General features: G+C 58.2%; 26 protein-coding genes (1 of these 26 cut by a window edge). 14 read left to right on the forward strand and 12 right to left on the reverse strand.

What is annotated here, in order from left to right; translation table 11 throughout:
- Nucleotides 1-1,250 carry the 5' portion of a CoA-acylating methylmalonate-semialdehyde dehydrogenase gene (locus CX511_RS22945; RefSeq protein WP_045182415.1) on the reverse strand. 244 nt of this gene lie to the left of the window's left edge, so the window shows 1,250 of its 1,494 coding nt (coding positions 1-1,250); the start codon lies at nt 1,248-1,250; the stop codon falls past the left edge of the window.
- A 73-nt stretch (nt 1,251-1,323) separates the two neighbouring features.
- Nucleotides 1,324-2,670, reverse strand: a complete 1,347-nt coding sequence (gene aptA, locus CX511_RS22950; RefSeq protein WP_045182413.1) for an omega-aminotransferase AptA — start codon at nt 2,668-2,670, stop codon at nt 1,324-1,326.
- A gap of 117 nt (nt 2,671-2,787) precedes the next feature.
- Here aptA and CX511_RS22955 point away from each other — a divergent pair, with 117 nt between their 5' ends.
- The 4 genes from CX511_RS22955 (at nt 2,788) to CX511_RS22970 (ending at nt 6,043) form a co-directional block, all read left to right on the forward strand.
- Nucleotides 2,788-3,705 (forward strand): LysR family transcriptional regulator, encoded by a 918-nt coding sequence (locus CX511_RS22955; RefSeq protein ID WP_045182411.1) that lies wholly within the window; start codon nt 2,788-2,790, stop codon nt 3,703-3,705.
- Nucleotides 3,706-3,767: 62 nt separating this feature from the next.
- Complete coding sequence (locus CX511_RS22960; RefSeq protein WP_045182409.1) at nt 3,768-4,430, forward strand: TetR/AcrR family transcriptional regulator; 663 nt, start codon at nt 3,768-3,770, stop codon at nt 4,428-4,430.
- A gap of 10 nt (nt 4,431-4,440) precedes the next feature.
- Nucleotides 4,441-5,025 (forward strand): IMPACT family protein, encoded by a 585-nt coding sequence (locus CX511_RS22965; protein WP_101292346.1) that lies wholly within the window; start codon nt 4,441-4,443, stop codon nt 5,023-5,025.
- Nucleotides 5,026-5,362: 337 nt separating this feature from the next.
- Nucleotides 5,363-6,043: an SDR family oxidoreductase gene (locus CX511_RS22970; RefSeq protein ID WP_045182404.1), complete on the forward strand. Its 681-nt coding sequence runs from the start codon at nt 5,363-5,365 to the stop codon at nt 6,041-6,043.
- Nucleotides 6,044-6,157: 114 nt separating this feature from the next.
- On the opposite strand, the gene nadE is transcribed toward CX511_RS22970, so the two are convergent.
- The 3 genes from nadE to CX511_RS22985 are packed head-to-tail and all read right to left on the reverse strand — an operon-like array spanning nt 6,158 to nt 8,893.
- Nucleotides 6,158-7,006 (reverse strand): NAD(+) synthase, encoded by an 849-nt coding sequence (nadE, locus tag CX511_RS22975; RefSeq protein WP_045182402.1) that lies wholly within the window; start codon nt 7,004-7,006, stop codon nt 6,158-6,160.
- Nucleotides 7,006-8,244 (reverse strand): nicotinate phosphoribosyltransferase, encoded by a 1,239-nt coding sequence (gene pncB / locus CX511_RS22980; RefSeq protein ID WP_045182400.1) that lies wholly within the window; start codon nt 8,242-8,244, stop codon nt 7,006-7,008. Before pncB ends, nadE begins: the two co-directional genes overlap by 1 nt.
- 1 nt (nt 8,245) lies before the next feature.
- On the reverse strand, nt 8,246-8,893 hold the full coding sequence (locus CX511_RS22985; protein ID WP_101292350.1) for a nicotinamidase: 648 nt from the start codon (nt 8,891-8,893) through the stop codon (nt 8,246-8,248).
- 234 nt (nt 8,894-9,127) lie between these two features.
- Between CX511_RS22985 and CX511_RS22990 the strand changes: the two genes are divergently transcribed.
- The 4 genes from CX511_RS22990 (at nt 9,128) to CX511_RS23005 (ending at nt 11,988) form a co-directional block, all read left to right on the forward strand.
- On the forward strand, nt 9,128-9,697 hold the full coding sequence (locus tag CX511_RS22990) for an adenylyltransferase/cytidyltransferase family protein (RefSeq protein WP_101292344.1): 570 nt from the start codon (nt 9,128-9,130) through the stop codon (nt 9,695-9,697).
- On the forward strand, nt 9,697-10,410 hold the full coding sequence (locus CX511_RS22995) for an NUDIX hydrolase (RefSeq protein WP_045182396.1): 714 nt from the start codon (nt 9,697-9,699) through the stop codon (nt 10,408-10,410). Before CX511_RS22990 ends, CX511_RS22995 begins: the two co-directional genes overlap by 1 nt.
- Before the next feature lie 10 nt (nt 10,411-10,420).
- A complete protein-coding gene (locus tag CX511_RS23000) occupies nt 10,421-10,912 on the forward strand; it encodes an NUDIX hydrolase (protein WP_045182394.1) in 492 nt (163 codons plus the stop codon).
- Between the two features lie 122 nt (nt 10,913-11,034).
- On the forward strand, nt 11,035-11,988 hold the full coding sequence (locus CX511_RS23005; protein ID WP_045182392.1) for an adenosine deaminase: 954 nt from the start codon (nt 11,035-11,037) through the stop codon (nt 11,986-11,988).
- A gap of 62 nt (nt 11,989-12,050) precedes the next feature.
- Here CX511_RS23005 and CX511_RS23010 read toward each other — a convergent pair whose 3' ends face one another.
- Both CX511_RS23010 and vimR read right to left on the reverse strand, forming a co-directional pair.
- Nucleotides 12,051-12,767 (reverse strand): ArsR/SmtB family transcription factor, encoded by a 717-nt coding sequence (locus tag CX511_RS23010; protein ID WP_045182390.1) that lies wholly within the window; start codon nt 12,765-12,767, stop codon nt 12,051-12,053.
- Nucleotides 12,768-13,243: 476 nt separating this feature from the next.
- Nucleotides 13,244-14,161: a transcription regulator VimR gene (gene vimR, locus CX511_RS23015; RefSeq protein WP_045182386.1), complete on the reverse strand. Its 918-nt coding sequence runs from the start codon at nt 14,159-14,161 to the stop codon at nt 13,244-13,246.
- Between the two features lie 118 nt (nt 14,162-14,279).
- Here vimR and CX511_RS23020 point away from each other — a divergent pair, with 118 nt between their 5' ends.
- Together CX511_RS23020 and CX511_RS23025 are read left to right on the forward strand one after the other, a co-directional pair.
- Nucleotides 14,280-15,293: a zinc-binding alcohol dehydrogenase family protein gene (locus CX511_RS23020; protein ID WP_045182384.1), complete on the forward strand. Its 1,014-nt coding sequence runs from the start codon at nt 14,280-14,282 to the stop codon at nt 15,291-15,293.
- Between the two features lie 126 nt (nt 15,294-15,419).
- The gene (locus tag CX511_RS23025) at nt 15,420-15,584 is read left to right on the forward strand and encodes a hypothetical protein (protein WP_177327752.1); all 165 of its coding nucleotides are present in this window, start codon (nt 15,420-15,422) and stop codon (nt 15,582-15,584) included.
- On the opposite strand, the gene CX511_RS23030 is transcribed toward CX511_RS23025, so the two are convergent.
- On the reverse strand, nt 15,568-16,749 hold the full coding sequence (locus CX511_RS23030) for a multidrug effflux MFS transporter (RefSeq protein ID WP_045182382.1): 1,182 nt from the start codon (nt 16,747-16,749) through the stop codon (nt 15,568-15,570). The genes CX511_RS23025 and CX511_RS23030 overlap by 17 nt on opposite strands.
- A 115-nt stretch (nt 16,750-16,864) precedes the next feature.
- Nucleotides 16,865-17,062, reverse strand: a complete 198-nt coding sequence (locus CX511_RS23035) for a heavy-metal-associated domain-containing protein (RefSeq protein ID WP_045182380.1) — start codon at nt 17,060-17,062, stop codon at nt 16,865-16,867.
- Nucleotides 17,063-17,210: 148 nt separating this feature from the next.
- Here CX511_RS23035 and CX511_RS23040 point away from each other — a divergent pair, with 148 nt between their 5' ends.
- Nucleotides 17,211-17,597 (forward strand): hypothetical protein, encoded by a 387-nt coding sequence (locus CX511_RS23040; RefSeq protein WP_045182378.1) that lies wholly within the window; start codon nt 17,211-17,213, stop codon nt 17,595-17,597.
- Nucleotides 17,598-17,670: 73 nt separating this feature from the next.
- The gene (cueR, locus tag CX511_RS23045) at nt 17,671-18,075 is read left to right on the forward strand and encodes a Cu(I)-responsive transcriptional regulator (RefSeq protein ID WP_045182376.1); all 405 of its coding nucleotides are present in this window, start codon (nt 17,671-17,673) and stop codon (nt 18,073-18,075) included.
- Nucleotides 18,076-18,079: 4 nt separating this feature from the next.
- Here the strand turns inward: cueR and CX511_RS23050 are convergent, their stop codons facing one another.
- Together CX511_RS23050 and CX511_RS23055 are read right to left on the reverse strand one after the other, a co-directional pair.
- Nucleotides 18,080-18,973 carry a PA4780 family RIO1-like protein kinase gene (locus CX511_RS23050; RefSeq protein ID WP_045182374.1) on the reverse strand — a complete coding sequence of 298 codons (894 nt, stop codon included), beginning with the start codon at nt 18,971-18,973 and terminating at the stop codon, nt 18,080-18,082.
- A gap of 181 nt (nt 18,974-19,154) precedes the next feature.
- Entirely contained in the window at nt 19,155-19,943 is a 789-nt protein-coding gene (locus CX511_RS23055; RefSeq protein WP_045182372.1) for an AraC family transcriptional regulator, read from the reverse strand.
- A gap of 87 nt (nt 19,944-20,030) precedes the next feature.
- On the opposite strand from CX511_RS23055, the gene CX511_RS23060 reads away from it, so the two are divergent.
- Entirely contained in the window at nt 20,031-21,047 is a 1,017-nt protein-coding gene (locus CX511_RS23060; protein WP_101292339.1) for a bile acid:sodium symporter family protein, read from the forward strand.
- Here CX511_RS23060 and CX511_RS23065 read toward each other — a convergent pair.
- Nucleotides 21,034-22,311: an acetyl-CoA C-acetyltransferase gene (locus tag CX511_RS23065; protein ID WP_101292337.1), complete on the reverse strand. Its 1,278-nt coding sequence runs from the start codon at nt 22,309-22,311 to the stop codon at nt 21,034-21,036. The genes CX511_RS23060 and CX511_RS23065 overlap by 14 nt on opposite strands.
- A gap of 197 nt (nt 22,312-22,508) precedes the next feature.
- Here CX511_RS23065 and CX511_RS23070 point away from each other — a divergent pair, with 197 nt between their 5' ends.
- Nucleotides 22,509-23,861: a 3-oxoacyl-ACP reductase gene (locus CX511_RS23070; RefSeq protein ID WP_101292335.1), complete on the forward strand. Its 1,353-nt coding sequence runs from the start codon at nt 22,509-22,511 to the stop codon at nt 23,859-23,861.
- The last annotated feature ends 1 nt before the right edge of the window (nt 23,862 follow it).

The following is a 23,862-nucleotide window of genomic DNA, read 5'->3' on the forward strand; positions in this document are numbered from 1 at the left end:
CGGGTAAAGATGCAGGTACCGTTGCCGTATTCGTGCTCGTTGATCAGGCGCATGGCTTCTTCCAGGCTATTGACCCGGACTACGCACAGGACAGGGCCGAAGATCTCTTCTTTATAGATGCGCATCTGCGTGGTCACGCGATCGAACAGCGTGCCACCAACAAAGTAACCATCTTCATTACCTGCAACGCGGTAGCCACGACCGTCCACTACCAGCTGTGCACCGGCAGCAACACCGTCATCGATGTAACCCACGACCTTGTCACGAGCAGCAGCAGTCACCAGCGGGCCCATGTCCAGGCCGCAAGAAGTGCCAGCGCCGATCTTCAGCGCCTTGATCTGCGGCTCCAGCTTGGCGATCAGCGCGTCGGCAACCTGGTCACCTACGCATACGGCTACCGAAATGGCCATGCAACGCTCACCACAGGAACCGTAGGCCGCTCCCATCAGTGCGCTCACTGCGTTGTCCAGATCGGCATCGGGCATCAGCACCGCGTGGTTCTTTGCCCCGCCCAGTGCCTGAACGCGCTTGCCACGCTTAGTACCCTCGGCATAGATGTACTCGGCGATCGGCGTCGAGCCTACAAAGCTCAGGGCCTTGACCTCTGGTGCCTCGATCAGCGCATCCACAGCTTCCTTGTCACCGTGCACCACGTTCAGCACACCCTTTGGCAGGCCGGCTTCGTGCAGCAACTGGGCAATCAGCAGGGTCGAGCTCGGGTCACGCTCCGAAGGCTTGAGGATGAAGCAGTTGCCGCACGCAATGGCCAGCGGGTACATCCACAGTGGCACCATGGCCGGGAAGTTGAACGGCGTGATACCGGCAACCACACCCAGCGGCTGGAAGTCAGACCAGGCATCAATGTTCGGGCCGACGTTACGGCTGTACTCGCCCTTCAGCACCTCTGGCGCTGCGCAAGCAAATTCAACGTTTTCGATACCGCGCTTGAGCTCACCGGCAGCATCTTCAACAGTCTTGCCATGCTCTTCGCTGATCAGTTGGGAGATACGTGCTTCGTTCTGCTCCAGCAACTGCTTGAAACGGAACATCACCTGGGCACGCTTGGCCGGTGGCGTGTTGCGCCAGGCCGGGAACGCGGCCTTGGCCGAATCGATGGCCTGCTGCACGGTTTGCTTGCTGGCCAGCGCGACCTTGTGGATAGCCTGCCCGGTAGACGGGTTGAAGACATCAGCGGTGCGCTCGTCAGCAGCAACCAACTCGCCATTGATCAGATGTTGAACAGTGCTCATGCAAAACTCCAGAAAGAGGGTGTACCTGGACGCGAGCGCGCTCGCGTCCTCTTCTTATATATAGGTGTAACGATCAGCTGACCTGGTTGATTGCTTCGCCGACCGCGTCGAACAGACGATCCAGTTCCTGCGGCTGGCTGTTAAAGGTCGGGCCAAACTGCAGGGTGTCGCCACCGAAGCGCACATAGAAGCCGTTTTGCCACAGCTTCATGGCGATCTCGTACGGACGCACGATGGCATCACCGTCACGTGCAGCAATCTGAATAGCGCCAGCCAGGCCATAGTTACGGATGTCGACGATGTTCTTCGCACCCTTGACGCCGTGCAGCACCTTCTCGAAGTGCGGCGCCAGTTCAGCGGCAGACTGCACCAGGTTTTCTTTTTCCAGCAGGTCCAGGGCAGCAATACCGGCGGCACATGCGACCGGGTGCGCCGAATAGGTATAGCCGTGTGGAAATTCCACCGCGTATTCAGGCGTCGGCTGGTTCATGAAGGTTTGATAGATCTCGCTGCTGGCAATCACCGCACCCATTGGAATGGCGCCGTTGGTGACCTGCTTGGCGATGCACATCAGGTCTGGAGTGACACCGAAGGCGTCAGCACCGAACATCGAACCCATACGGCCGAAACCGGTGATGACCTCGTCAAAGATCAGCAGGATGTTGTGCTGGTCACAGATCTCACGAAGACGTTTCAAGTAGCCCTTAGGCGGTGGCAGAACACCCGCGGATCCGGCCAGCGGCTCGACGATCAGGGCGGCGATGTTCGACGCGTCGTGCAGTTCGATCAACTTGAGCATTTCATCGGCCAGGGCGATACCGCCCTCTTCCGGCATGCCCTTGGTGAAGGCGTTACTGGCCAACAGGGTATGCGGAATATGATCAACATCGAGCAGTTGGCCGAACAGCTTACGGTTGCCGTTGACCCCACCCAGGCTGGTACCCGCGATGTTCACACCGTGGTAACCACGGGCACGACCGATAAGTTTGGTCTTGGTGGCCTGGCCTTTGAGACGCCAGTAGGCACGCACCATCTTCACTGCCGTATCGGCACACTCGGAGCCGGAGTTGGTGTAGAAGACGTGATTGAGGTTACCCGGCGTCATGTCAGTGATTTTCTCGGCCAGCTGGAACGACAGCGGGTGACCGAATTGGAAGGCTGGCGAGTAATCGAGTACGCCAAGTTGACGCGATACTGCTTCCTGAATCTGCTTGCGGGTGTGACCGGCGCCGCAGGTCCACAGGCCCGACAGTGCGTCATAGATCTTGCGACCCTTGTCGTCGGTCAGGTAGCTACCTTCAGCGGCAACGATTAACCGAGGATCACGCTGAAAATTGCGGTTGGCGGTATAGGGCATCCAGTGGGCGTCCAGCTTGAGCTGGCTGGCCAAACCGACAGGAGCGTTTTCAGGCAGATTCATCGGGCAAGTCCTCGCAAGGCAATGGGCAGCAACAAGTGTTGTTGCGACTAAATTGGCATGGCGATAAAGTCTAGAAAACCCAACTTTTCTAATCTTCAGATAGATGATGACTAAACTATGAGCCGCCGCCCCGACCCCCTCGCTCAAGTCAGCGACTTTGATATCCGTCTCCTGAAGATCTACCGCAGCGTAGTGGAGTGTGGTGGCTTTTCAGCAGCCGAGAACGTGCTGGGGATCGGCCGCTCGGCCATCAGCCAGCAGATGAGCGACCTAGAACAACGCCTGGGCCTGCGCTTGTGCCAGCGCGGGCGTGCAGGTTTTTCACTGACCGAGGAAGGCCGCGAGGTGTATCAGTCGGCCTTGCAACTGCTCAGCGCCCTGGAAAGTTTCCGCACCGAGGTGAACGGCCTGCACCAGCACTTGCGTGGCGAGTTGAACATCGGCCTGACCGACAATCTGGTGACCTTGCCGCACATGCGCATCACTCATGCCCTAGCCCAACTCAAGGACCGAGGCCCGGACGTACGCATTCAGATCCGCATGATCGCCCCCAGCCAGGTTGAACAAGGGGTACTCGATGGCAGCCTGCATGTCGGGGTGGTACCGCAAACCAGCCCACTCTCGGGTTTGGAGTATCAGCCACTGTACAGCGAGCGCTCATTACTCTACTGCGCGGTTGGTCACCCGCTGTTCTATGCCGATGACCGCCAGCTGGACGACGAACGCCTCAATAGCCAGGATGCCATTGCACCGACCTTCCGCCTGCCGGCCGATGTCCAAGCGCACTACCAAGCCCTCAATTGCACCGCCAGCGCTTCGGACCGGGAAGGCATGGCCTTTTTGATCCTCACCGGGCGCTATATCGGTTACCTGCCGGATCACTACGCCAGCTTCTGGGTACAACAAGGACGCCTGCGCGCACTCAAACCTACACAGCGCTTTTATGACCTGAGCCTGTGCTGGGTAACGCGTAAAGGACGGCGCCCGCATCTGGTCCTGGAAAGCTTTCTGGAAAGCCTGGCGGCTACTCGCTGAGCACTAATGCTGGTAGGTTAGCCGATCAGAAGTGATACCCATTGCCTTGTCTGGAACCGCCCATGTCCTTCGAAGTCCCTGCGCATCGTGTCCCCGCCCCGGGCAAGCCCGCTGGCCGCATTCGTCAGAAGAACGAGCAAGCCATTATCCAGGCAGCCGAAGACGAGTTCGCCCGTCACGGCTTCAAGGGTACCAGCATGAACACCATCGCCCTCAAGGCCGGGCTGCCCAAGGCGAACTTGCACTATTACTTCACCAACAAGCTCAGCCTGTATGTGGCGGTGCTGAGCAACATCATTGAGTTGTGGGACAGCACCTTCAATGCCTTGAGTGTCGACGATGACCCAGCCGAGGCACTGAGCACCTACATCCGCACAAAGATGGAGTTTTCCCGCCGCAACCCCCAGGCCTCGCGAATTTTCGCGATGGAGATCATCAGTGGTGGTCAGTGCCTTAGCGACTACTTCAGCCAGGATTACCGCGACTGGTTCAAGGGCCGCGCTGCCGTGTTCCAGGCCTGGATCGACGCCGGGAAAATGGACCCGGTCGATCCTGTGCATCTGATTTTCCTGCTGTGGGGCAGCACTCAGCATTACGCCGATTTCGCCACGCAGATCTGCCAGGTCACCGGCCGTAGCCGCCTGACCAAGCAAGACATGCAAGATGCCAGCAACAACCTTATCCACATCATTCTCAAAGGCTGTGGCCTGAAACTTCCCGACTGAACCTGCGTTTATGCCTTTTACCCTGCTCGACACCTGCGAGTTTCGCGAAGAGATTCGCAAGAGCCGCTTCATTACCCTGGCAGCGCCCATCAGCAGCGCCGCCGAGGCCATGAGCTTCATTGAACAACACAGCGACCTCGCCGCTACCCACAACTGCTGGGCCTGGAAACTGGGCGCGCAGTATCGTAGCAATGACGACGGCGAACCCGGCGGTACCGCTGGACGCCCGATCCTGGCGGCGATCGAAGCCCAGGATTGTGACCAAGTAGTGGTATTGGTGATCCGCTGGTATGGCGGTATTCAACTGGGCACCGGCGGCCTTGCCCGTGCTTACGGCGGCGGTGCCAATAAATGTTTGCAGCAAGCCGAAAAACGGCTGCTGGTCAGTCGCTGCGAAGTCAGCTGCAGTTGCGGATTCAGTGAACTTGCCCTGCTCAAACTACGTGTGGCGGAAGCTGACGGCCTGGTCCTGGAAGAACACTTCACCGCCAATGGCGTCGACCTGCTCCTGGCCTTGGGTGAAGAACAGATCGATCCACTCCAACGCCAACTGGCCGACCTGAGCCGCGGTCGAATCTTGCTCGAACGACGCTGAACAATTGCCCACATTCACTGTGGGCCCGGCTGTGGATAACCTCTGGGCATTCGCCTACGCCCCTTGATTTACAAGGCCTACAGACAAACGATCATATTTTGATCAAGATTTGATGACAGCGCTTCAACTGTCCAAAAATCAGTCAGTTATCCCCATTTATTGCTCTTCGAAGGAAGCCTGAAGGCACTTATATCCACCTTCAGCAATTGCTCACAGATACTGTGGAGCAAACTGTGGATAAGCCGTGCACCCCTCCACCAACGCCCTATCCGGCCGCCGGTTGGCTAGACTGGTTATTCTTTGATCAACACCCCATCCACTAAAAAGGAGCTCCTCCATGCCCTCGAACAAAACCGCCCTGATCATCGGGGCCTCACGTGGCCTCGGACTGGGACTGGTACAACGTCTGCTGGAAGATCACTGGAAGGTTATCGCTACGGTCCGCGATCCGAACAAGGCCAGCGAACTGGCAGCCCTGCCAGGCGTGCAGGTGGAAACCCTGGAAATGAACAGCGCGAGCCAACTTGATGCCCTCCAGCAGCGTCTGCAGGGCCAGCGATTTGACCTGCTGTTTGTCAACGCAGGCGTCATGGGGCCAGGCGACCAGAATCCCGAGCGTGCGCAGCTGGCGGATGTCGGCGACCTGTTCATGACCAATGCCGTGTCGCCAATTCGCGTCGCCCAGCGCTTTGCCTCGCAATTGCAGAGCGATGGCGTGCTGGCCTTCATGAGTTCGATCCTTGGCAGCATTGCCATTCCTGACGGTAGCGAGATTTGTTTGTACAAGGCCAGCAAGGCTGCGCTCAATTCAATGATCAACAGCTTCGTCACCCTGCAACAGCCGACACAAACTGTCCTGGCCATGCACCCGGGCTGGGTGAAGACCGACATGGGCGGCGAAAATGCCGAGATTGATGTGCTCACCAGTACGCGTGGCATGCTTGAACAAATCAAGACCAACGCTGGCAAAGGCGGCCTGCACTTCATCAACTACAAAGGCGATAGCCTGATCTGGTGACGTAATTTACGGTGGGTTTGGATTCGACCGCCACCGCCTTCGAGGCCCGTGGCGGTCTGATCCTTGAACCGCGTCAGGCCCTGCACCTGAAGCGCCAAGGCAATCACGGTTGAGTTATGGGGCATAGGGCAGTGCGCGTTTGTGAGCGGTCCTCTCGTAGGCATCGATGATCACCTTGGCAACGTCATCGCAGACAGGTCTGCCGAGCAGGAAGTTGTCGATTTCATCGTAGGTGCAGCCGTGTGCCCACTCATCTGGTTTGCCTGGATCGAGGTCTTCGAGGTCGGCCGTCGGTGTTTTGCACACCAGTTCTGTTGGAGCCCCCAGCGCCAGCGCGATCTGACGAACTTGGCCCTTGACCAGACCGGTCAACGGTGCCAGGTCACATGCACCGTCACCGAACTTGGTGAAAAAGCCCATTACGGCCTCAGCAGCATGGTCGGTACCCACCACCAGACAGCCTTTATCACCTGCAATGGCGTATTGAGCGATCATCCGGGCACGCGCTTTGACGTTCCCTTTGACAAAGTCGATCTTGTGTTCATCGCTAGTGTGTTGACCGCTCAACGCGCCCATCATGGCGTCAACCGACTGGCCGATATCGACAGTCAGGGCTTCATCAGGACCAATGAAGCGCAGCGCTTTCTGAGCGTCTTCTTCGTCGCGTTGCACGTAGAAGGGCAAACGCACGGCGTAATACTTCGCGGTATAGCCTTCAGCACGTAGCTGCTCAACCGCCATCTGGCAGAGTTTCCCCGCGACAGTGGAGTCCACCCCTCCGCTGATCCCCAACACCAAGCCCTTGGTGTTAGTGGCCCGTACCCGCTCCTTGAGAAAATTTACACGGGCGAGAATTTCTTGTGCCGCGTCTTCGGCTTCATCAGACCACTGATTTACCTTCAGATCGCGGGCGATACGCGCCGCCGATGGAGCGACAATATCAATCTTCTGGTCAGTACTCATCACTTGCCCGCCTTGTCATTTATTTCCTTGATGCCGAACACACTTGCGGCGTACTGCAGGAAACTGGGGTCTTCACAGACATTCTTGACCGGATCGTCAGAGAACTTTACAACCGGCTCACCGTGAACACGTACCAACTTCATCACGATGCTCAATGGCTCGACACCTTCAACGTCGCAGGCAAGGTTAGTACCAATACCGAATCCGACCCTGGCCCGCCCTTTCACGTGGCGGTGAATACTCAGCGCCTTCTCGAAGTTGAGGCTGTCAGAAAACATCAGCTCCTTGCCCTTGGGATCGACCCGCAACGCTTCGTAGCGCTTGATGCACATGTCAGCCCAGGTAAACGGGCTGCCTGAATCGTGGCGCAAGCCGTCGTACAGCTTGGCGTGGTAAAGGTCGAAATCCTTGTTCAGAAAGTAATCGGTGGAGAACACATCCGTCAGTGCAATACCCAGGCGACCACGGTATTCCTTTACCCAATTTTCCAGCGCAGCTTTTTGACTATGACTCAAGCGGCAATCACTTTGCTGGTGAACCATCAGCCACTCATGGGCCATGGTGCCGATCAAGGGCAGGTTGAATTCGTAGGCCAGTGACGGGTTGCTGGTGCCAACGAATACACCCGGGAAGTCGCGGCGCATGACATCGACAACTTCACGCTGGGCCAACTGGGACAAGCGCCGACGGGTCGAAAAGTCCGATACGCGAAAGTCAGCCAGTTCTTCCTTGGTAGCGTTCTTCTCCAACCACTCAAACTTCTGGTACAGGCGGTCACGGACCTGAGACAACTGGACATCAGGGTACTTGTGGCGATTTCGCAGCTCACTGACGGTGGCCAGCACCGGGATTTCGAACAGCATGCAGTGCAGCATTGGGCCACGAACACGGATAGCCAGTTGACCCTCTTCATTCGACACATGGACATAGCGCAGGTTGAAGCGGAACAGCCCCAGGAAACGCTGGAAATCCGGGGTCAGGTATTCACGGAAGCGGGAGTCGAAAATGAACCGTGATTCGTCTTCACGCACCTGCAAGTTAGCCAGGTTTTCCAGTTCATTACGCACCTCGGGAATCAGGTACGTCAGGTCTTCCTTGGAGCGCACAATCAGCTTGTATTCGACATCGTCGACATTCGGCAGTTGGTGGAGCACCGCCTGCATCATGGTCAGCTTGTAGTAGTCGGTGTCCAGTAAGCTCTGGATCAAAGGCTGGTTGTGGCTATAAACACTTTCCATGTTATTTCCCCTCACATACGAAACGAGTCAATTCATCGCTGTTGTTCGCCAACACTGCGCCAGCACACTTCATTTCTTGCAGTGCCTGGTCGGCGGAGTCCTGGCTGATTGCGCGGCAGGCAGGTAGATAAACGGCTGCCTCGAACCCGGCAGCGAGCAGCTGTAGCACTGTCGATTTCACGCAGTAGTCGAGAGCTAACCCGCCGACGAGAACGGTGCTGATACCCCTCGCCCGCAAAACCTCAATAACGCCGGTGCTCAAGACATCATCGTGAAACAGGGCGCCGTACGGGTGTAGATCGACCTCGAGCCCCTTGTACACCATGTAGCCGTATTCACTGACCTTCGGCAGGCCAGGAAGAAGTTCAAAACCCTGGGTGCCAACAACGCAGTGCGACACCCAGGTCAGGTCTGCATGCGCCAGCCCTGTAGGAATACCCATTTCGGCGTGAGAGCCGACTACCCATTTTGCATTCGGGCTGTGGGCATCCTTGCTTCCAACGCGAAAACCTGCGAACGAGGCCATGAAGTTCAGCGCGGGTACGATCTCATCACCACCCGGAACGGGCAGCTCATCTGGGCACAGCGGGGTGAAACCGCACTGTGCATCTACGTCGAAGCTAGCAATATGGGATTTGAGCATGTTCATCTCAGGCACCTCCGCTGTCGTCTTGAGCACATAATGCGTGTTAAGTATTATGTTAGTCAACAGGTAAACCAAAAACTTTCGATTGCCATCATCACGACATAAATAAAAGAACCCATACCATACGTTATGCACAATTGACTCTACTGCCAGCGAGCGACGCCAGAATCCAGAATTTTACTTTTCGCTTGACGATAAAATACGTGACACGCACTATGTTGGCGAAAGGAGGGCTGTATGAAGAAAGCGAAATTGGCGGTGTATGGAGGAGCGTTCAACCCTCCACACGCAGGACACGTCCAAGTGATGGCGTCACTGTTGAACCAGGCAGAGCACGTACGCGTTGTACCCTCATTTGCCCACCCGTTTGGTAAGCAGATGGTGGATTTCGACCTGCGCGTCCAGTGGTTGGAAGAGATCGTCGGGGTGTTCAGCGAGCCTCGACTGGTGGTCGACACCTGCGAGCGGGAGCTGTTTAAGCATAAGGCCCCGATTTTCAGCATCGACCTGCTTCGGTCCATCGCAGAGCGCTTCAGCTTGAACAAAAAGGACGTTGCCCTGGTGGTGGGTGAGGACAACCAAAAGGTGCTCCACACCTTCTATGGCTACCAGCAAATCACGGACGAGTTCTCGATCATCACCGTGCCCGAGACGATCCACGTTCACAGCAGCATGATCCGCGACAGCCTGAAGGCCGGCACGGACATCCCTTCAAGTTGGATAGCACCGGGCCTGAGCGTGACGGACTATCTGGTTTTCGCTGATACTGGGCGGATTTCGTCAGATCAACACTTGAGGACTGCGTAGTGAGCGGAGAACGAAGAAGCGCCATCCAATCGGTCGATGTCGGAATCCTTCGATTCAATCGCGAGCTTGGCCGTGCGGAAATTCTGCTGCTCAAACGGCAAAACCCGGATGAGCCCTATTTCGGTCAGTGGGCATTACCTGGCCTGGTCATCAACGGCGACACAGAAGATCAAAGCCTGGAAGCGGCGATTGACCGCCTTCTTCTATCGCCTAAAGTTGGCTTCAGCGTCAGCCATTGCGAACAGGTTGTAACCGTCGGCAACGCCGTTCGAGACCCTCGGGGCTGGGCGACGACGACGGTCTACATGGCCATGGTTGATGACTGCGTTGAAGTTGAAGGCGAGAAGCAATGGGTCGACCTGATCGCGGTCAGCGAGAGGAGGTTCTTGCTGGCATTCGACCACAACGACCTCGTTGAAAAAATCCGAGCGCGGCTCGCCGGTAAATTTCGCTACACCAGCATCGGTTTTTCCATGCTGCCCATGAAGTTCACCATGACTGATGTGATCACCCTGTTCTCGGTAGTCAGGGGCGCTAACCCGGCTAAGGGTAAGACCAGCATCATTCAGCGGGTAAAGAAAATGATCGAGGCAGAGCTCATCGCGCTGACCAGTGAAACCGTCCAACTCGCGATGGGCCGACCACAAAACCTATACCTCAAACTCAAACCAGAAGTGATTTTCGAGTTTGATCGTGCACTGTCAGATGGCTAAGGCATAAACCATGAGCACACCCACTCAAGAGATTCAGACCCTGCTTCAAACCCCGTTCTTTGACGTGATCAAGCGTGGGAAGTATTTCATTGTCGCGGAACAGCACGAGATCAACGCGGCAGTGATCTTGGCCAGGGACACCCAAGGACAGTATCTGTTGGTTGAACACTACCGTGGCGCCATTGACCAAGACTCTTTGGAACTCCCGCGCGGTGGCCGCAACCCAAGCGAGACACTGGAGGAAACGGCAAAACGTGAGTTACTGGAGGAAACCGGTTATGCGTCAGCGTCCTGGACGTACCTCGGCAAGGTGCACACCAACACCTCGCTGATCCGAAGCTCGGTTGAAGTGTATTTGGCGGTTGATGCCATACAGGTGACGACGGACACCGATGGAGAAGCCAAAGGCATCAAAACGTATACCGAGGATGAGATGAAAGCCTTGATCCGCAGTGGCAAGATCACTGACGCGCATACGCTGTCGGCCTGGGCAATGCGTTAATCGCGACTTCAGCCGTCGTCATTACAGAAGTTTTCCCAGTTGCCACCCTGTCAGCTTTGTCGGCCAGTTACAGACAACCCCTGTAGAATGCTGGCAACCGCACCTGATGAGAAACCGACTTTATGTACGACTGGCTGAACGCGCTGCCCAAGGCAGAATTGCACCTGCACCTGGAAGGATCGCTGGAGCCCGAACTGCTGTTCGCCCTGGCCGAACGCAACAAGATTGCTCTACCTTGGAACGACGTCGAAGCCCTACGATCGGCCTATGCCTTCAATAACCTGCAGGAATTTCTCGACCTCTACTATCAGGGCGCCGACGTGCTGCGCACTGAGCAGGATTTCTACGACCTGACGTGGGCCTACCTATTACGCTGCAAAGCACAGAACGTGATCCACACCGAACCGTTCTTCGACCCGCAAACCCACACTGATCGTGGTATTCCCTTCGAAGTGGTGCTCAAGGGCATCAGCGCTGCACTCAAGGATGGCCAACTGCAACTGGGTATCAGCAGCGGCTTGATCCTGAGCTTCCTACGCCATTTGAGTGAAGATGAGGCGCACAAGACCCTCGATCAGGCCCTGCCATTTCGCGACGCCTTTATCGCCGTTGGCCTGGACAGCTCAGAAATGGGCCACCCACCCAGCAAGTTCCAGCGCGTCTTCGATCGCGCCCGCAACGAAGGCTTCCTAACCGTTGCCCACGCCGGTGAAGAAGGCCCTCCCGAGTACATCTGGGAAGCCATCGACCTGCTCAAGATCCAGCGCATCGATCATGGCGTGCGCGCCATTGAAGACGAGCGCCTGATGCAACGAATCATTGATGAACAGATCCCACTGACCGTGTGCCCATTGTCTAACACCAAGCTGTGCGTGTTTGATCATATGAGCCAGCACAACATCCTCGACATGCTCGAGCGCGGTGTGAAGGTCACGGTGAATTCGGATGATCCAGCGTATTTCGGTGGCTACGTCACAGAGAACTTCCACGCCTTGCATACCCACTTGGGCATGACCCAGGACCAGGCTCGACGCCTGGCGCAAAACAGCCTGGATGCCCGGTTGATCAAGCCGTAAACAACATTGTCTGCATGATTAGTACAACGACGCCAGTGCTGGGGCGTCGTTGTACACGCCCCCTAACCTACCGACTGTAACGTCACCGGATGGGCAATACCGTTGATCTGACGCAGCCCAGCGGCATTGATCTGCAACATGCGAGAGGTCTCACTTTCGCGAATCCAGCCAGATTGCATGAACAGTTTGAGCAAGCTACTGCCCAATGCGCCACCAAGGTGCGGTCGATGGTCAGTCCACTCGCTGCAGCACCGACAGCTGCTGAAGTTTCGGCGCTGATAGCGAGCCAGGGACTCAATGAAGATGCCATAGCAGGCAAACTGCGTGCGACCTTCCTGGGTTACTTCAATCTGCTGCTCCAGACCCTCCAACCAACCCGCATCAAACAGACGCTGATACAGATCTGCAGCGAGCTCACCGCCCAAGTGATCACCGCACAGCCGGGCCCGGCGCATGGACAATGGAATACCCGCGTCCTCTCGGGCTGCATTGATCTCCCGGGAAGTGACCTGAACACTGGCCAAGGCCTCTACTGCGGCACCGATTTCCGGCCCGGCAAGCCGGAAGTAGCGCTTTCTCCCTCGTGGCTCTAGCTTGAGCAAACCGCTGGCCGATAGCCTGGCCAAGTGTGCGCAGGCCGAAGACGGCGTCAGGCCAGCCATGTCGGCTAACTCATCTGAGGGCCGCGCCACTCCATCGATCAACGCCCAAAGCATCGCGCTGCGCTTAGGATCGGCAAGCAAGCTGGCAATTTGGCTAATACTTGTTACAGGTTTCATATCTCAACTCCCTGCGAGACTACATCTGAAATCGTTTGAATAACCATGTCAGCAGCACTTACTGCGAGGTTCCCGATGCCAGATCGGCTGGAAGTTGTAATACTCACTCACTGGCAGTCAGCCAGCGCTATAACTCAAACAAGTTAGGCGCAAGCGATTCTTGCCGGCCGTTGACATGGAAGTTTCTCTCGCTGGAAGCGACTGCTGAGTCCATTATAAGCCTCCCTGAAGGCACAATTTCCTCATCGCCCTGTGGACCACCGGGCAAAACACCCCTGCTCTAGCCAACCAGAACCTCATCGCGTTCCAAGAAGGCACAACCAACTTTTCGTAATAATTGTTGTAGAACCGCGTTCTATACCTGTTGAACTGAGGACAATAATGGCTGGCCATAAAAAAACCAGAAATAAGGCCTACAACTTGAATGAGAAAAGCCCACACGTTTTTCAGTAATTTCTGTAGTTCCAACATTCAGGTTACGGGCTCATTACTTTCAATTGTTCAAACAATGCCTGGCAACGCATCTTGAGCAGATGACGCAGTAAGTGCACGGGCTTGCCCAACTGCGCCCGGTGCGTACACATAAGATTCAGTGGCGCGGGTTCTCCCTCAAGCTGTCCCAGCAATATCTTCAAGCGCCCTGCCTGCACATCAAACGCCACATCCAGCCAAGACTTGTAGGCAATTCCATGCCCTGCCAGCGCCCAGCGGCGAACCACATCAGCGTCGTCGCTAAAGCGATCACCGCTGACGGTCACCCCCACCTCACCCGCCCCGCGACCAAAGCGCCACTGGTCGTGAATGCGACTGCCCAACTGATAGAGCAGGCAATTGTGCTGCACCAGGTGCGCTATTTCCCTGGGCTCACCCTGACGAGCCAGGTACGCAGGCGAAGCGCACACTACTCGCCGATTATCCAAACACAGCGGCAGTGCCACCAGGCTCGAGTCTTCCGGTGCGCCGTAACGCAGGGCAATGTCCGCCGCCTGACGAAACAGGTCAGCATTGCGGTCCCCCAACAACAGACGCACAGAGAGCTTCGGGTGTTCGCGTTGCAATTCATCCAGCCAAGGCAGCAGGACATTGCGCCCGAAATCCGAGGGTGCCGACAACTGCAACACCCCACTGACCTCATCTTGTCCAAGCGCCAACTGCCGCCGACCTTCATCGAGACTGGCCAGCGCGCTACGAGCATGCAACAAGAAACCTTCACCGTCGGCCGTCAGGCGCAGATTGCGGGTCGAACGCGCCAGCAAGCGCGTCCCCAGTTGTTGCTCCAGACGTTTGAGGGCCGCACTGGCCACTGCTGGCGATAAGTCGAGCAGCCGCGCAGCAGCAGAAAGGCTGCCCAGCTCGGCGGTGCGAACGAACAGCTGCAGGTCATCGATTCGCACAGAGAAGCCTCAGCATTATCAAAAAATAATTGAAAGTATCTGTCGTTCTAGCGACTTTTAACATGAAGTGAAAGCACCAATCATGGCCTCCACCGATTTGCCCCTAAAGGACGCACCCATGAAAGCCATCGCCTACTATCACTCCCTGGCCATTACCGACCCTGCTGCCCTACAAGACGTCGAGCTCCCTGCGCCGGAGCCAGGGCCCCGGGACCTGCTGGTTGAAGTACGTGCCATTTCGGTCAACCCGGTCGATACCAAAGTGCGCCAGAACGCACAGCCTGAGGGCGGTGCAGCCAAGGTGCTGGGCTGGGATGTGGCCGGCGTAGTCAAGGCCGTGGGCAGTGAAGTGAGCCTGTTCCAGCCTGGTGACAAGGTTTACTACGCAGGATCTATCGCCCGTGCCGGGGGTAACAGTGAATTGCATGTGGTAGACGAGCGCATCGTTGGTCATATGCCCAAGACCCTGGGGTTCGCTGAAGCCGCTGCCCTGCCGCTGACGGCAATCACCGCTTGGGAATTGCTCTTCGAACGCCTTCAGGTTGCACCAGGCCAGGACGACATAGGTCAGCGTCTGTTGATCGTTGGCGCCGCCGGTGGTGTTGGCTCGATCCTGACCCAGTTGGCCAGCCAATTGACCGGGCTCACGGTGATTGGCACGGCTTCACGTCCGCAAACGCAGGAATGGGTGCGCCAATTGGGCGCCGACCTGGTCATCGACCATCGCCAGCCGCTCGCCGAAGCACTCAAGGCGCAAGGCATCGATACGGTCACCCATGTCGCCAGCCTGACGCAGACTGACCAGCACCTGCCACAACTGGTCGAGGCTTTGGCTCCACAAGGCAAACTGGCGCTGATTGATGATCCCAAGCAACTGGATGTCGGCCTGCTCAAGCGCAAGAGTTTGTCCTTGCACTGGGAGTTCATGTACACCCGCTCGCTGTTCGAAACCGCCGACATGATCGAGCAGCACAATCTGCTTAACAGGGTCGCCGAACTCATCGACGCCGGGACCCTCAAGACTACCTTGGGCGAGCACTTTGGCAGCATCAACGCAGCCAATCTGCGGCGTGCTCACGCCCTGCTGGAGAGTGGCGCGACCAAAGGCAAAATCGTCCTCGAAGGGTTCTAAGGCGAGTGGCCCACCCCCGATAAAGGGGTGGGCACGACCGTCAGTCCGACAACTGATCCAGGTCATTTCCCTGCGGGCAGGCAGCGCTACAATTCTTCAGCCAATGCCAACCGCAGGTATGCAACGATGATCATTCAAGTCAGTGCATCAGCCCAAAAACCAGGCTACCCGTGGCAGGTTCGACTGGACCAGCATGTGGTCAGTTTTCGCAACGAGGCCGAAGCCCGGGCCTTCGTTAACACCTTGCAAGCCCGCTTGCAGGCGCCACACCCACTCAAACGAGTCGGCTGAGCTGCAAGCGACGGGTAGCCATCGCCATCGCTGTGGCTACCAAACCACACAGGCTGATGACCAGCGCCATCGGCACGGCGCTGCCGTCGTGCAGTACTCCGACTAAGGCCGCAGCTCCGGCGGCAACACTGAACTGCAGACAACCGAGTAGTGCAGAGGCACTCCCTGCTCGAGCCCCTTGGCCATTCATGGCACAGGCTGAAGCATTGGGAATGATGCAGCCCAGGCTGGCGATGCAGATGAACAGGGGAATCAGCAGCGGCCAGAGCTTGGCCGGATGCAGCGCGCTGACCGTTAGCAAGGTCAGCCCTGCCGCCAGATACACCCACACGAATCGCGCCAGCAAAAACGCTGGCCCGCGCTTGGCCAACATCCGCGCATTGACCTGCGCCACCAGAATGAATCCGGCTGCGTTACTGCCGAACAGCCAACCGTAGTGCTCGGGCGGCACCCCGTAGAGTTTGATGAAGACAAACGGCGAACCAGCAACGTAGGCAAACATCCCGGCCATCGCGATACCGCCGGTCAAGGCATGACCGATAAATACCCGATCCTTGAGAAGGCGTCCGTACTGATGCAGGGCTCCCGAGAGGGGCTGACGCGGCTGATTGGCTGGCAGGCTTTCCGGCAAGCCCAAGGCAACGGCCACAGTACACAGGGCACTGAACACGGTCAGGGCAATGAAGATCGACTGCCAACCATAGACATTGACCAATACCCCGCCGAGCATCGGCGCCAGAATCGGCGCCAGGCCCATCACCAGCATCAACTGAGAAAACACCTTGGCCGAGGCCACCGCATCGCATTTGTCGCTGACAATCGCCCGCGATAGCACCATACCGGCACAGCCACCCAGGGCCTGGACGAATCGCGCCACAATCAGCGCTTCGAGACTAGGGGCAAAGGCGCAGGCAATGGACGCCAGGGTAAACAGGCAGACACCAACCAGCAGCGGAATCCTGCGGCCAAAGCGATCGGCCACCGGTCCGTAGGCCAGTTGCCCTGTGGACAAGCCAAGGAAGTAGACCGCCAACGTGGTCTGAATATGGTTTTCGTCGGTACCGAAGGCCAGCGCCATCGCTGGAAAGCCTGGCAGGTAGAAATCGATCGCCAAGGGTCCGAACGCACTGAGGGCGCCCAGAATCAGGATGGTTCGCAGGTTCATGGAAGATCCATAGCAGGCTAAGCAAGTCCGCTAGTCTAACCGTCCTGCCGAGGTTGCGCTGCGAAGAGTTGGCAGCGCGCCGTGAAAGTTTTATTCACAGCGCTAGCCATTGACCTCAGACCGCTTCGGCGGGGTAACCTTCTTCGCGGATCAGCTGCAGAATCTCTGGCACCTGCAGCGAACTTTGCACTTTCACTTGTTTCTGGTCCAGATCGACTTCGACGACGGCTGCCGCATCCTGAGCCTGAACCGCGCGGGTCACGGCCTTGACACAATGGTCGCAGGTCATGTCTTGAACATTGAACACTTGCATGTGGATTGCCTCCTGTAGATTTTGACCCAGTTTCAAGCTTGCCATTGGGGCAAGGTCAAGTTCCTGTTGACGCTGCCGGGCTGGAAATCATCGCCCGGGTCGGCCAAGCTGCGAAGCTGATGATTTTGACAATGCAGGAGTTTCATTCATGCGCAGGGCAGCTTTCGGCCTTTTCGGCCTGCTGGGTATTTTCGCCATGCTTCCCCAGGCCAGCGCCGCGGGGCCGAGCGACTACAGCATTCTGATCATTTCTCGTGAACGCCTGGAAGTGGCGACCTCATGCGAGATTGGCGTGTACATCAACGATCAATTGGCTGGCCGGGTTTTCCAGGAGCAATCGAATTCTTTCAACCTGCCAGCCGGTGATATCGACGTTCGCCTGCGTTATTTGCCAGGCCAAGCCCCCGGTTGTCAGCCAGGGATCGAGAACCAACGCAGCACCCGATTGAAGCTACAGGCTGGCCAAATCAATAAGTACCGGGTTGCCGTCGATCAGAATGGCCTCACATTGATAAGGGCTGGCTTGGGCTATTGACCTTACCCGCGTGTCAAGGTTGATGCTGATGGGAAACCTGGAAGCCTGAAACCCCACCAGAGGACGACGCCTTATGAACATCGGCCAAGCTGCTCGCCGCTCCGGTCTGAGCGCCAAGATGATCCGCTACTACGAGTCCATCGGCCTGCTCAAGCCAGCCCTGCGCAGCGATAGTGGCTATCGCCTGTACCAGCAGGACGATTTGCACCAACTGGCCTTCATCAAGCGCTCGCGCGACCTGGGATTCTCGCTGGAAGAAGTCGCCCGTCTGCTGACTCTCTGGCAGGATCGCCAGCGCGCCAGTGCCGACGTCAAGGCGCTGGCCAGCGAGCATATCGAGGACCTTAACCGGCGCATCGAAGAACTGGTCAGCCTGCGCGATACGTTGAGTGAACTGGTCGCCCATTGCCAGGGAGATGACCGCCCCGACTGCCCGATCCTCAAGGACCTGGCAGCCGGCGCCAGCTGCTGTCACTGACGGTTTATTGCAGCCACGGCGGTGTGGGCTCTTCTTCCTTGCGCGCCCCCCGTTCGGCGTCTTCTTTGGCGGCGCGTCGACGGGCTTCATCAAAGCGCGCGGCATCGATTTCGCGCATGACTCCGTCAACATCGGCGCTGTGCTGGTCCTCCTCGAACAGACCGCTAAGCTCGCTGTCCGGCAGCAACTCACCGGCCTGGTAAAGCGCCCACATCTCTTTGGCGTAGCGCGTCTGGCGCAGTTCTGGAGCAAAGCGTCCGAAGTAAGCGGCCATGTTACCGACATCACGCTCGAGCATGCTGAAAGCGTGGTTGTTACCTGCCGCATCTACCGCCTGAGGCAGGTCGATGATCACCGGGCCGTCAGGCCCGAGCAGCACGTTGAATTCCGACAAGTCACCATGCACCAACCCCGTGCACAGCATCAGCACGATCTGGCGGATCACGAACGTGTGGTACTCACGCGCCTGATCCGGCTCCAAGTGCACGTCGTTGAGCCGCGGCGCGGCGTCGCCATATTCGTCAGCCACCAGCTCCATCAACAGCACGCCGTCGAGAAAGTCGTAGGGCCTAGGCACCCGCACACCGGCATTGGCCAACCGGAACAAAGCCGCCACCTCGGCGTTCTGCCAAGCGTCCTCGGCCTCCTTGCGTCCGTACTTAGAGCCTTTGGCCATGGCTCGGGCCTGGCGGCTGTTGCGCACTTTGCGCCCTTCCTGGTACTCGGCAGCCTGGCGGAAACTGCGCTTGTTGGCTTCCTTGTAGACCTTGGCACAGCGTAGTTGCTGACCGCAGCGCACCACGTACACGGCGGCCTCCTTGCCACTCATCAGCGGTCGAAGTACTTCGTCGACCAGTCCATCTTCAACCAGTGGTTCAATGCGTTTTGGAGTCTTCATCGGCTTTTGTCGGGGGTCCTGTTCTGCCAGACACGAGTTTTTTTAGGTCACCGGTGCTGCACCGGGCTTGTCGCTATCGCAAGACCGCACTGCGTTGTAGCGACAAACCGTTCGACTTGCCATAGTTTTTGTATCTGTCGGTGCACAATCGTTCACAAAAATCATCAAATTTCTTTACCGTTCACAGGCGCAGGCCACCTGGAGTGAAGCCAAACATGCCTTTAAAGGCGGCGATGTAAGCCGAGGTCGAATCGTAACCACAGCCCAATGCCGCCTCGGTGACGGTCTGCCCCGCCTCAAGGGCCGTCAGCGAAGACAGCAAACGCATGCGCTGGCGCCAGCCACGGAAGCTCAAACCGGTTTCGCGCTGGAACAAACGCATCAAGGTTTTTTCCGAGGTGTTCAGGCGCTGCGCCCACTGCCCCAGAGTTTGCCCTTGTTCCGGGTGCGCAAGCAGTTCGTTGCACAGGTCCAACAAGCGCGGATGCTGGGGCAATGGCAAAGAAAAGGCCACCTCCGGCAACACCTGCAACTGGTCGAGCAAGACAGCCACTAATCGCGCGTCAGCACTGTTGCCTTCGTCATAGTCCACCGGCAACGAGCAAAATTGCTTGATCAACTCGCGCGCCAACGGCGTGACCTCCAACACCCGACACTGCCCTGGCGCCCAACTGGCCTCCTCTGGACGCACATATAAACTGCGCATCTCGGCCTGCATGGACGTCACCACTTCGTGTTCGACCCCAGCCGGAATCCATACGCCCCACTGCGGCGGGGCGAAGTAGCTGCCCTCTGCAGTACAAACGCCCAGCACACCACTGATCGCATAGGAAAACTGCACCCAGTCATGCTGATGACGCGGCGTCCAAGACCCAGCATCTAAACGTTCCGCCCGCGCATACAGCGCCCGAGGCAATCGCTCAAGCTCAGGAATCGGACGAGGTGCAAGCTGTTGTCCGTTAATCGGCATCACTTGGCCTTATGTCGCAAGACGGTAATCGTTGACCGAGCGTAGCCTTTGCGCCCAATGAATACAAAATGATTCAAAGGCCCGCCCATGCATGCACTCAAGCACTTCAAACGCGTAGTAACCGACTGGTTCCTCTGCGGTATGTTCCTTGCCACTTTTCTAGCCTGGTTGTTTCCCGGTTTTGGCCGCAGCGGCGGAGCGATGCACGCCGAGTATGTCATCAATGTGGGTGTTTTCCTGGTGTTCTTCCTGCACGGCATCAACCTGTCAGGCGAGCAGATTGGCCAAGGACTGAAGAGTGGCCGCCTGCACATGATGGTGCAGGGTTTCACCTTTATCGTCTTCCCGCTGCTCTGGTGGCTGGCTGACACGCTGCTGGGCAATCACGTGCCCGCGCTGCTGATGCTGGGCTTCTTCTACCTGTGCGCCCTGCCTTCGACCATCTCGTCATCCGTGGCATTGACCGGTAGCGCTGGCGGAAACGTGCCTGCGGCGATCCTCAATGCCAGCCTGTCCAGTGTCCTTGGGATTTTCCTTACCCCTTGGCTGGTCAGCCTGGTGGTCGGCACAGGCAGTAATGGCATCGACTTGGGGGCAACGTTGCTCGACCTCTGCACCTTACTGCTGCTGCCGCTGGTCTTGGGCCAATTGCTGCGCCCCTGGCTGGGCCGTTTTTTCGCCCGCCACAAGCGCTACACCAACATCATTGACAAGCTGGTGATCCTGCTGCTGGTCTACGCCGCGTTCTGCAACTCAATGGTCTCGGGCATGTGGCAGCAGCAAGGCCGCGCGGTATTGATTACCGCATTTGTCGGCAGTGCACTGCTGCTGGCGCTGATTCTCTGGTTGACCACCCGCAGCGCCCGGGCCCTGCGCTTGAGCCCGGCTGACGAAGTGGCAGCCGTGTTCTGCGCCAGCAAAAAGTCCCTGGCTGCCGGTGCACCGATGGCCGCGCTGATCTTCGGTGCGCATCCTGGGCTGGGCTTGATCTTGCTGCCGATCATGATCTACCACCCGCTGCAGTTGATCGTCTGCTCAATCATGGCCGAACACTATGCCAGCCGCCCCGCCCTACTTACGACGTCGCTGGTCAGCGCTCAATGATCGCCGTCACTCCTTGGCCACCTGCAGCGCAGATCGAGATCAAACCACGGCCCTTACCAGCCGTGGCCAACAGCTTGGCCATGTGGGCAAGGATGCGCCCACCGGTGGCTGCAAACGGATGTCCGGCCGCCAGCGAACTGCCCTTGACGTTGAGCTTGCTGCGGTCGATGCCCCCCAGCGGCTCGCTCAATCCCAGCCGACGCTGACAATAGTCGGGATCCTCCCAAGCCTTGAGGGTACACAGCACCTGGGCAGCGAACGCTTCATGGATTTCATAGTAGTCAAAGTCCTGTAAGCGCAGCCCATTGCGCGCCAGCAAACGCGGTACAGCGTAGGCCGGCGCCATCAGCAGTCCTTCCTGACCTTTGACGAAGTCCACGGCAGCGTTCTCACCATCGACCAGATAGGCCAGCACTTGCAGATCGTGCTCTCGGGCCCAGTCTTCACTGCCCAGCAATACCACTGAGGCGCCATCGGTCAGCGGCGTCGAGTTACCCGCAGTCAAGGTGCCCTTGTCGCTACGTTCGAAAGCAGGCTTGAGGCTGGCGAGCTTCTCCAGGGTCAGGTCCGCTCGCAAGTTGTTGTCGCGACTCAGCCCCAGGAAGGGAGTAAGCAGGTCGTCATGCCAACCGTCTGCATAGGCAGCCGCCATATGCTGGTGACTGAGCAGGGCCAACTCGTCCTGCGCCGGACGAGGAATCTGCCAGGTCTGCGCCATCAGCTCGCAATGCTGGCCCATGGACAAGCTTGTGCGTGGCTCTCCGTTACGCGGCAGCTCAGGCGTTAGATGGCCCGGTCGCAGCTTGAGAAACGCCTTGAGCTTATCGGCTAGGGTCTTACCGCGATTGGCCTGCAGCAGAATTCGACGCAAGCCTTCATTAACGGCAATCGGCGCATCGGAAGTGGTGTCGACACCACCAGCAATGCCACTGTCAATCTGCCCCAAGGCAATCTTGTTGGCCACCAGCAGCGCCGTCTCCAGCCCGGTGCCGCAGGCCTGTTGCAGGTCGTAGGCCGGGGTTTGCGCCGACAGACGGGAGCCGAGCACGCATTCGCGCGTCAGGTTCATGTCCCGCGAGTGCTTGAGCACCGCCCCGGCAGCGACCTCGCCCAGTTGCAGGCCATGTAGACCGAAACGTTCGATCAGCCCTTCCAGCGCTGCCGTGAGCATCGCCTGGTTACTGGCAGTGGCGTAGGCGCCGTTGGAACGGGCGAAGGGAATTCGGTTGCCGCCTATGATCGCGACTCGGCGCAATGAGCGCATGCGTACCCTCCTCTTCTTTCTACCAAATCGTCCAATGTGAAAGCGGGCTCTGTGCTGGCTGCTTTACTGTGAGAGCCAGTCCGACAAATCAGCACAGGCGCGTTGCTCCCCCACAGCGTAGGTGTTTTTTCAGGGTTCGAACGACCAACGGCCAAAGATGGTCCACACTTTGAAGCTTATTTCAGGGAGAGCCGCACATGAGCGACCGCTATATCGACTTCGCCAACTCCGACCTCGGCCGCCGTCTGGTCGGCGCCGTCGGCTTGCCCAGCCCCGCGCGCCTGGAACGTTGGCAGGCCGGTCGCCTGCGGCCGATCGAGGGCGCCCTGCTACTGGGCGGCGGCCCCCTGGCAAACAAGGTCGAGGCATTTGCCAAGCGCCTTACCGATGATGTCTACAGCTTCGCCAGCCCCGACCTGAGCGCTACTGAGTGGGTCGCAGGGCTGGGTTCCAAGCTCAAGGCGGTGGTCTTTGATGCCAGCGAACTGGACGACATCGATCAGCTCAAGCAATTGCGCGAATTTTTCCAGCCACTGCTGCGCAGCCTGGCGCCCAGCGCGCATATCGTGATTCTCGGCCGTGCACCGGAACAACTCGATGACCCGTTGGCTCAGGTCGCCCAACGCGCCCTGGAAGGTTTCAGTCGCTCCCTGGCCAAAGAGCTGCGTGCTGGCGGTACCTTGCAGTTGCTCTATGTCAGCGACGCCGCCGAGGACCAGCTTGAAGGGGCCTTGCGCTTTTTCCTTTCACCCAAGAGTGCCTTTGTTTCCGGCCAGGTCCTGCGCCTGGAAGCTTGCTCCACCCAGGTGCAGGACTGGACCCGGCCATTGGCCGGGCGCAAGGCCCTGGTCACTGGCGCCGCCCGTGGTATCGGTGCCGCGATTGCCGAAACCCTGGCCCGCGATGGCGCCGATGTCATTCTGCTCGACGTGCCTCAGGCCAAGACTGACCTAGAGGCGCTGGCCGCGCGCCTGGGAGGAAGCAGCCTGACCCTGGACATTTGCGCGGCCGATGCGGCCGCACAACTGCTCGAAGGGCTTCCGGAAGGCATCGACATCGTTGTGCACAATGCCGGCATCACACGCGACAAGACCTTAGCCAATATGACCCCGGAATTCTGGGACTCGGTACTGGCAGTCAATCTCAAGGCGCCGCAGTTGCTGACCCAGGCCCTGCTCGACAGCGGCGCCCTGCATGACAACGCCCGCGTCGTACTGCTGGCCTCGATCAGCGGTATCGCCGGCAACCGTGGCCAATCCAACTACGCCGCCAGCAAGGCCGGGTTGATCGGCCTGGCTCAGGCCTGGGCACCGAAGCTGGCACCACGCGGCGGCAGTATCAACGCCGTAGCACCGGGCTTCATCGAAACCCGTATGACCGCGGCCATTCCTTTCGCCCTGCGCGAAGCCGGTCGACGCATGAGCTCCCTGGGTCAGGGTGGCCTACCCCAGGATGTCGCCGAAGCCATCGCCTGGCTGGTCCAGCCCGGCAGCGGCGCGGTCAATGGCCAAGTGCTGCGCGTCTGCGGCCAGGCCGTGATGGGGGCGTGAA

Origin of the sequence: Pseudomonas sp. S06B 330 (genome assembly GCF_002845275.2) — a bacterium.
GTDB lineage: Bacteria > Pseudomonadota > Gammaproteobacteria > Pseudomonadales > Pseudomonadaceae > Aquipseudomonas.

Coding starts and splice junctions, on each gene's coding strand:
- aptA (WP_045182413.1), bottom strand. CDS start 2,670: ATGAATCTGCCTGAAAACGCTCCTGTCGGTTTGGCCAGCCAGCTCAAG.
- CX511_RS22955 (WP_045182411.1), top strand. CDS start 2,788: ATGAGCCGCCGCCCCGACCCCCTCGCTCAAGTCAGCGACTTTGATATC.
- CX511_RS22960 (WP_045182409.1), top strand. CDS start 3,768: ATGTCCTTCGAAGTCCCTGCGCATCGTGTCCCCGCCCCGGGCAAGCCC.
- CX511_RS22965 (WP_101292346.1), top strand. CDS start 4,441: ATGCCTTTTACCCTGCTCGACACCTGCGAGTTTCGCGAAGAGATTCGC.
- CX511_RS22970 (WP_045182404.1), top strand. CDS start 5,363: ATGCCCTCGAACAAAACCGCCCTGATCATCGGGGCCTCACGTGGCCTC.
- nadE (WP_045182402.1), bottom strand. CDS start 7,006: ATGAGTACTGACCAGAAGATTGATATTGTCGCTCCATCGGCGGCGCGT.
- pncB (WP_045182400.1), bottom strand. CDS start 8,244: ATGGAAAGTGTTTATAGCCACAACCAGCCTTTGATCCAGAGCTTACTG.
- CX511_RS22985 (WP_101292350.1), bottom strand. CDS start 8,893: ATGAACATGCTCAAATCCCATATTGCTAGCTTCGACGTAGATGCACAG.
- CX511_RS22990 (WP_101292344.1), top strand. CDS start 9,128: ATGAAGAAAGCGAAATTGGCGGTGTATGGAGGAGCGTTCAACCCTCCA.
- CX511_RS23000 (WP_045182394.1), top strand. CDS start 10,421: ATGAGCACACCCACTCAAGAGATTCAGACCCTGCTTCAAACCCCGTTC.
- CX511_RS23005 (WP_045182392.1), top strand. CDS start 11,035: ATGTACGACTGGCTGAACGCGCTGCCCAAGGCAGAATTGCACCTGCAC.
- CX511_RS23010 (WP_045182390.1), bottom strand. CDS start 12,767: ATGAAACCTGTAACAAGTATTAGCCAAATTGCCAGCTTGCTTGCCGAT.
- CX511_RS23020 (WP_045182384.1), top strand. CDS start 14,280: ATGAAAGCCATCGCCTACTATCACTCCCTGGCCATTACCGACCCTGCT.
- CX511_RS23025 (WP_177327752.1), top strand. CDS start 15,420: ATGATCATTCAAGTCAGTGCATCAGCCCAAAAACCAGGCTACCCGTGG.
- CX511_RS23030 (WP_045182382.1), bottom strand. CDS start 16,749: ATGAACCTGCGAACCATCCTGATTCTGGGCGCCCTCAGTGCGTTCGGA.
- CX511_RS23035 (WP_045182380.1), bottom strand. CDS start 17,062: ATGCAAGTGTTCAATGTTCAAGACATGACCTGCGACCATTGTGTCAAG.
- CX511_RS23040 (WP_045182378.1), top strand. CDS start 17,211: ATGCGCAGGGCAGCTTTCGGCCTTTTCGGCCTGCTGGGTATTTTCGCC.
- cueR (WP_045182376.1), top strand. CDS start 17,671: ATGAACATCGGCCAAGCTGCTCGCCGCTCCGGTCTGAGCGCCAAGATG.
- CX511_RS23050 (WP_045182374.1), bottom strand. CDS start 18,973: ATGAAGACTCCAAAACGCATTGAACCACTGGTTGAAGATGGACTGGTC.
- CX511_RS23055 (WP_045182372.1), bottom strand. CDS start 19,943: ATGCCGATTAACGGACAACAGCTTGCACCTCGTCCGATTCCTGAGCTT.
- CX511_RS23060 (WP_101292339.1), top strand. CDS start 20,031: ATGCATGCACTCAAGCACTTCAAACGCGTAGTAACCGACTGGTTCCTC.
- CX511_RS23065 (WP_101292337.1), bottom strand. CDS start 22,311: ATGCGCTCATTGCGCCGAGTCGCGATCATAGGCGGCAACCGAATTCCC.
- CX511_RS23070 (WP_101292335.1), top strand. CDS start 22,509: ATGAGCGACCGCTATATCGACTTCGCCAACTCCGACCTCGGCCGCCGT.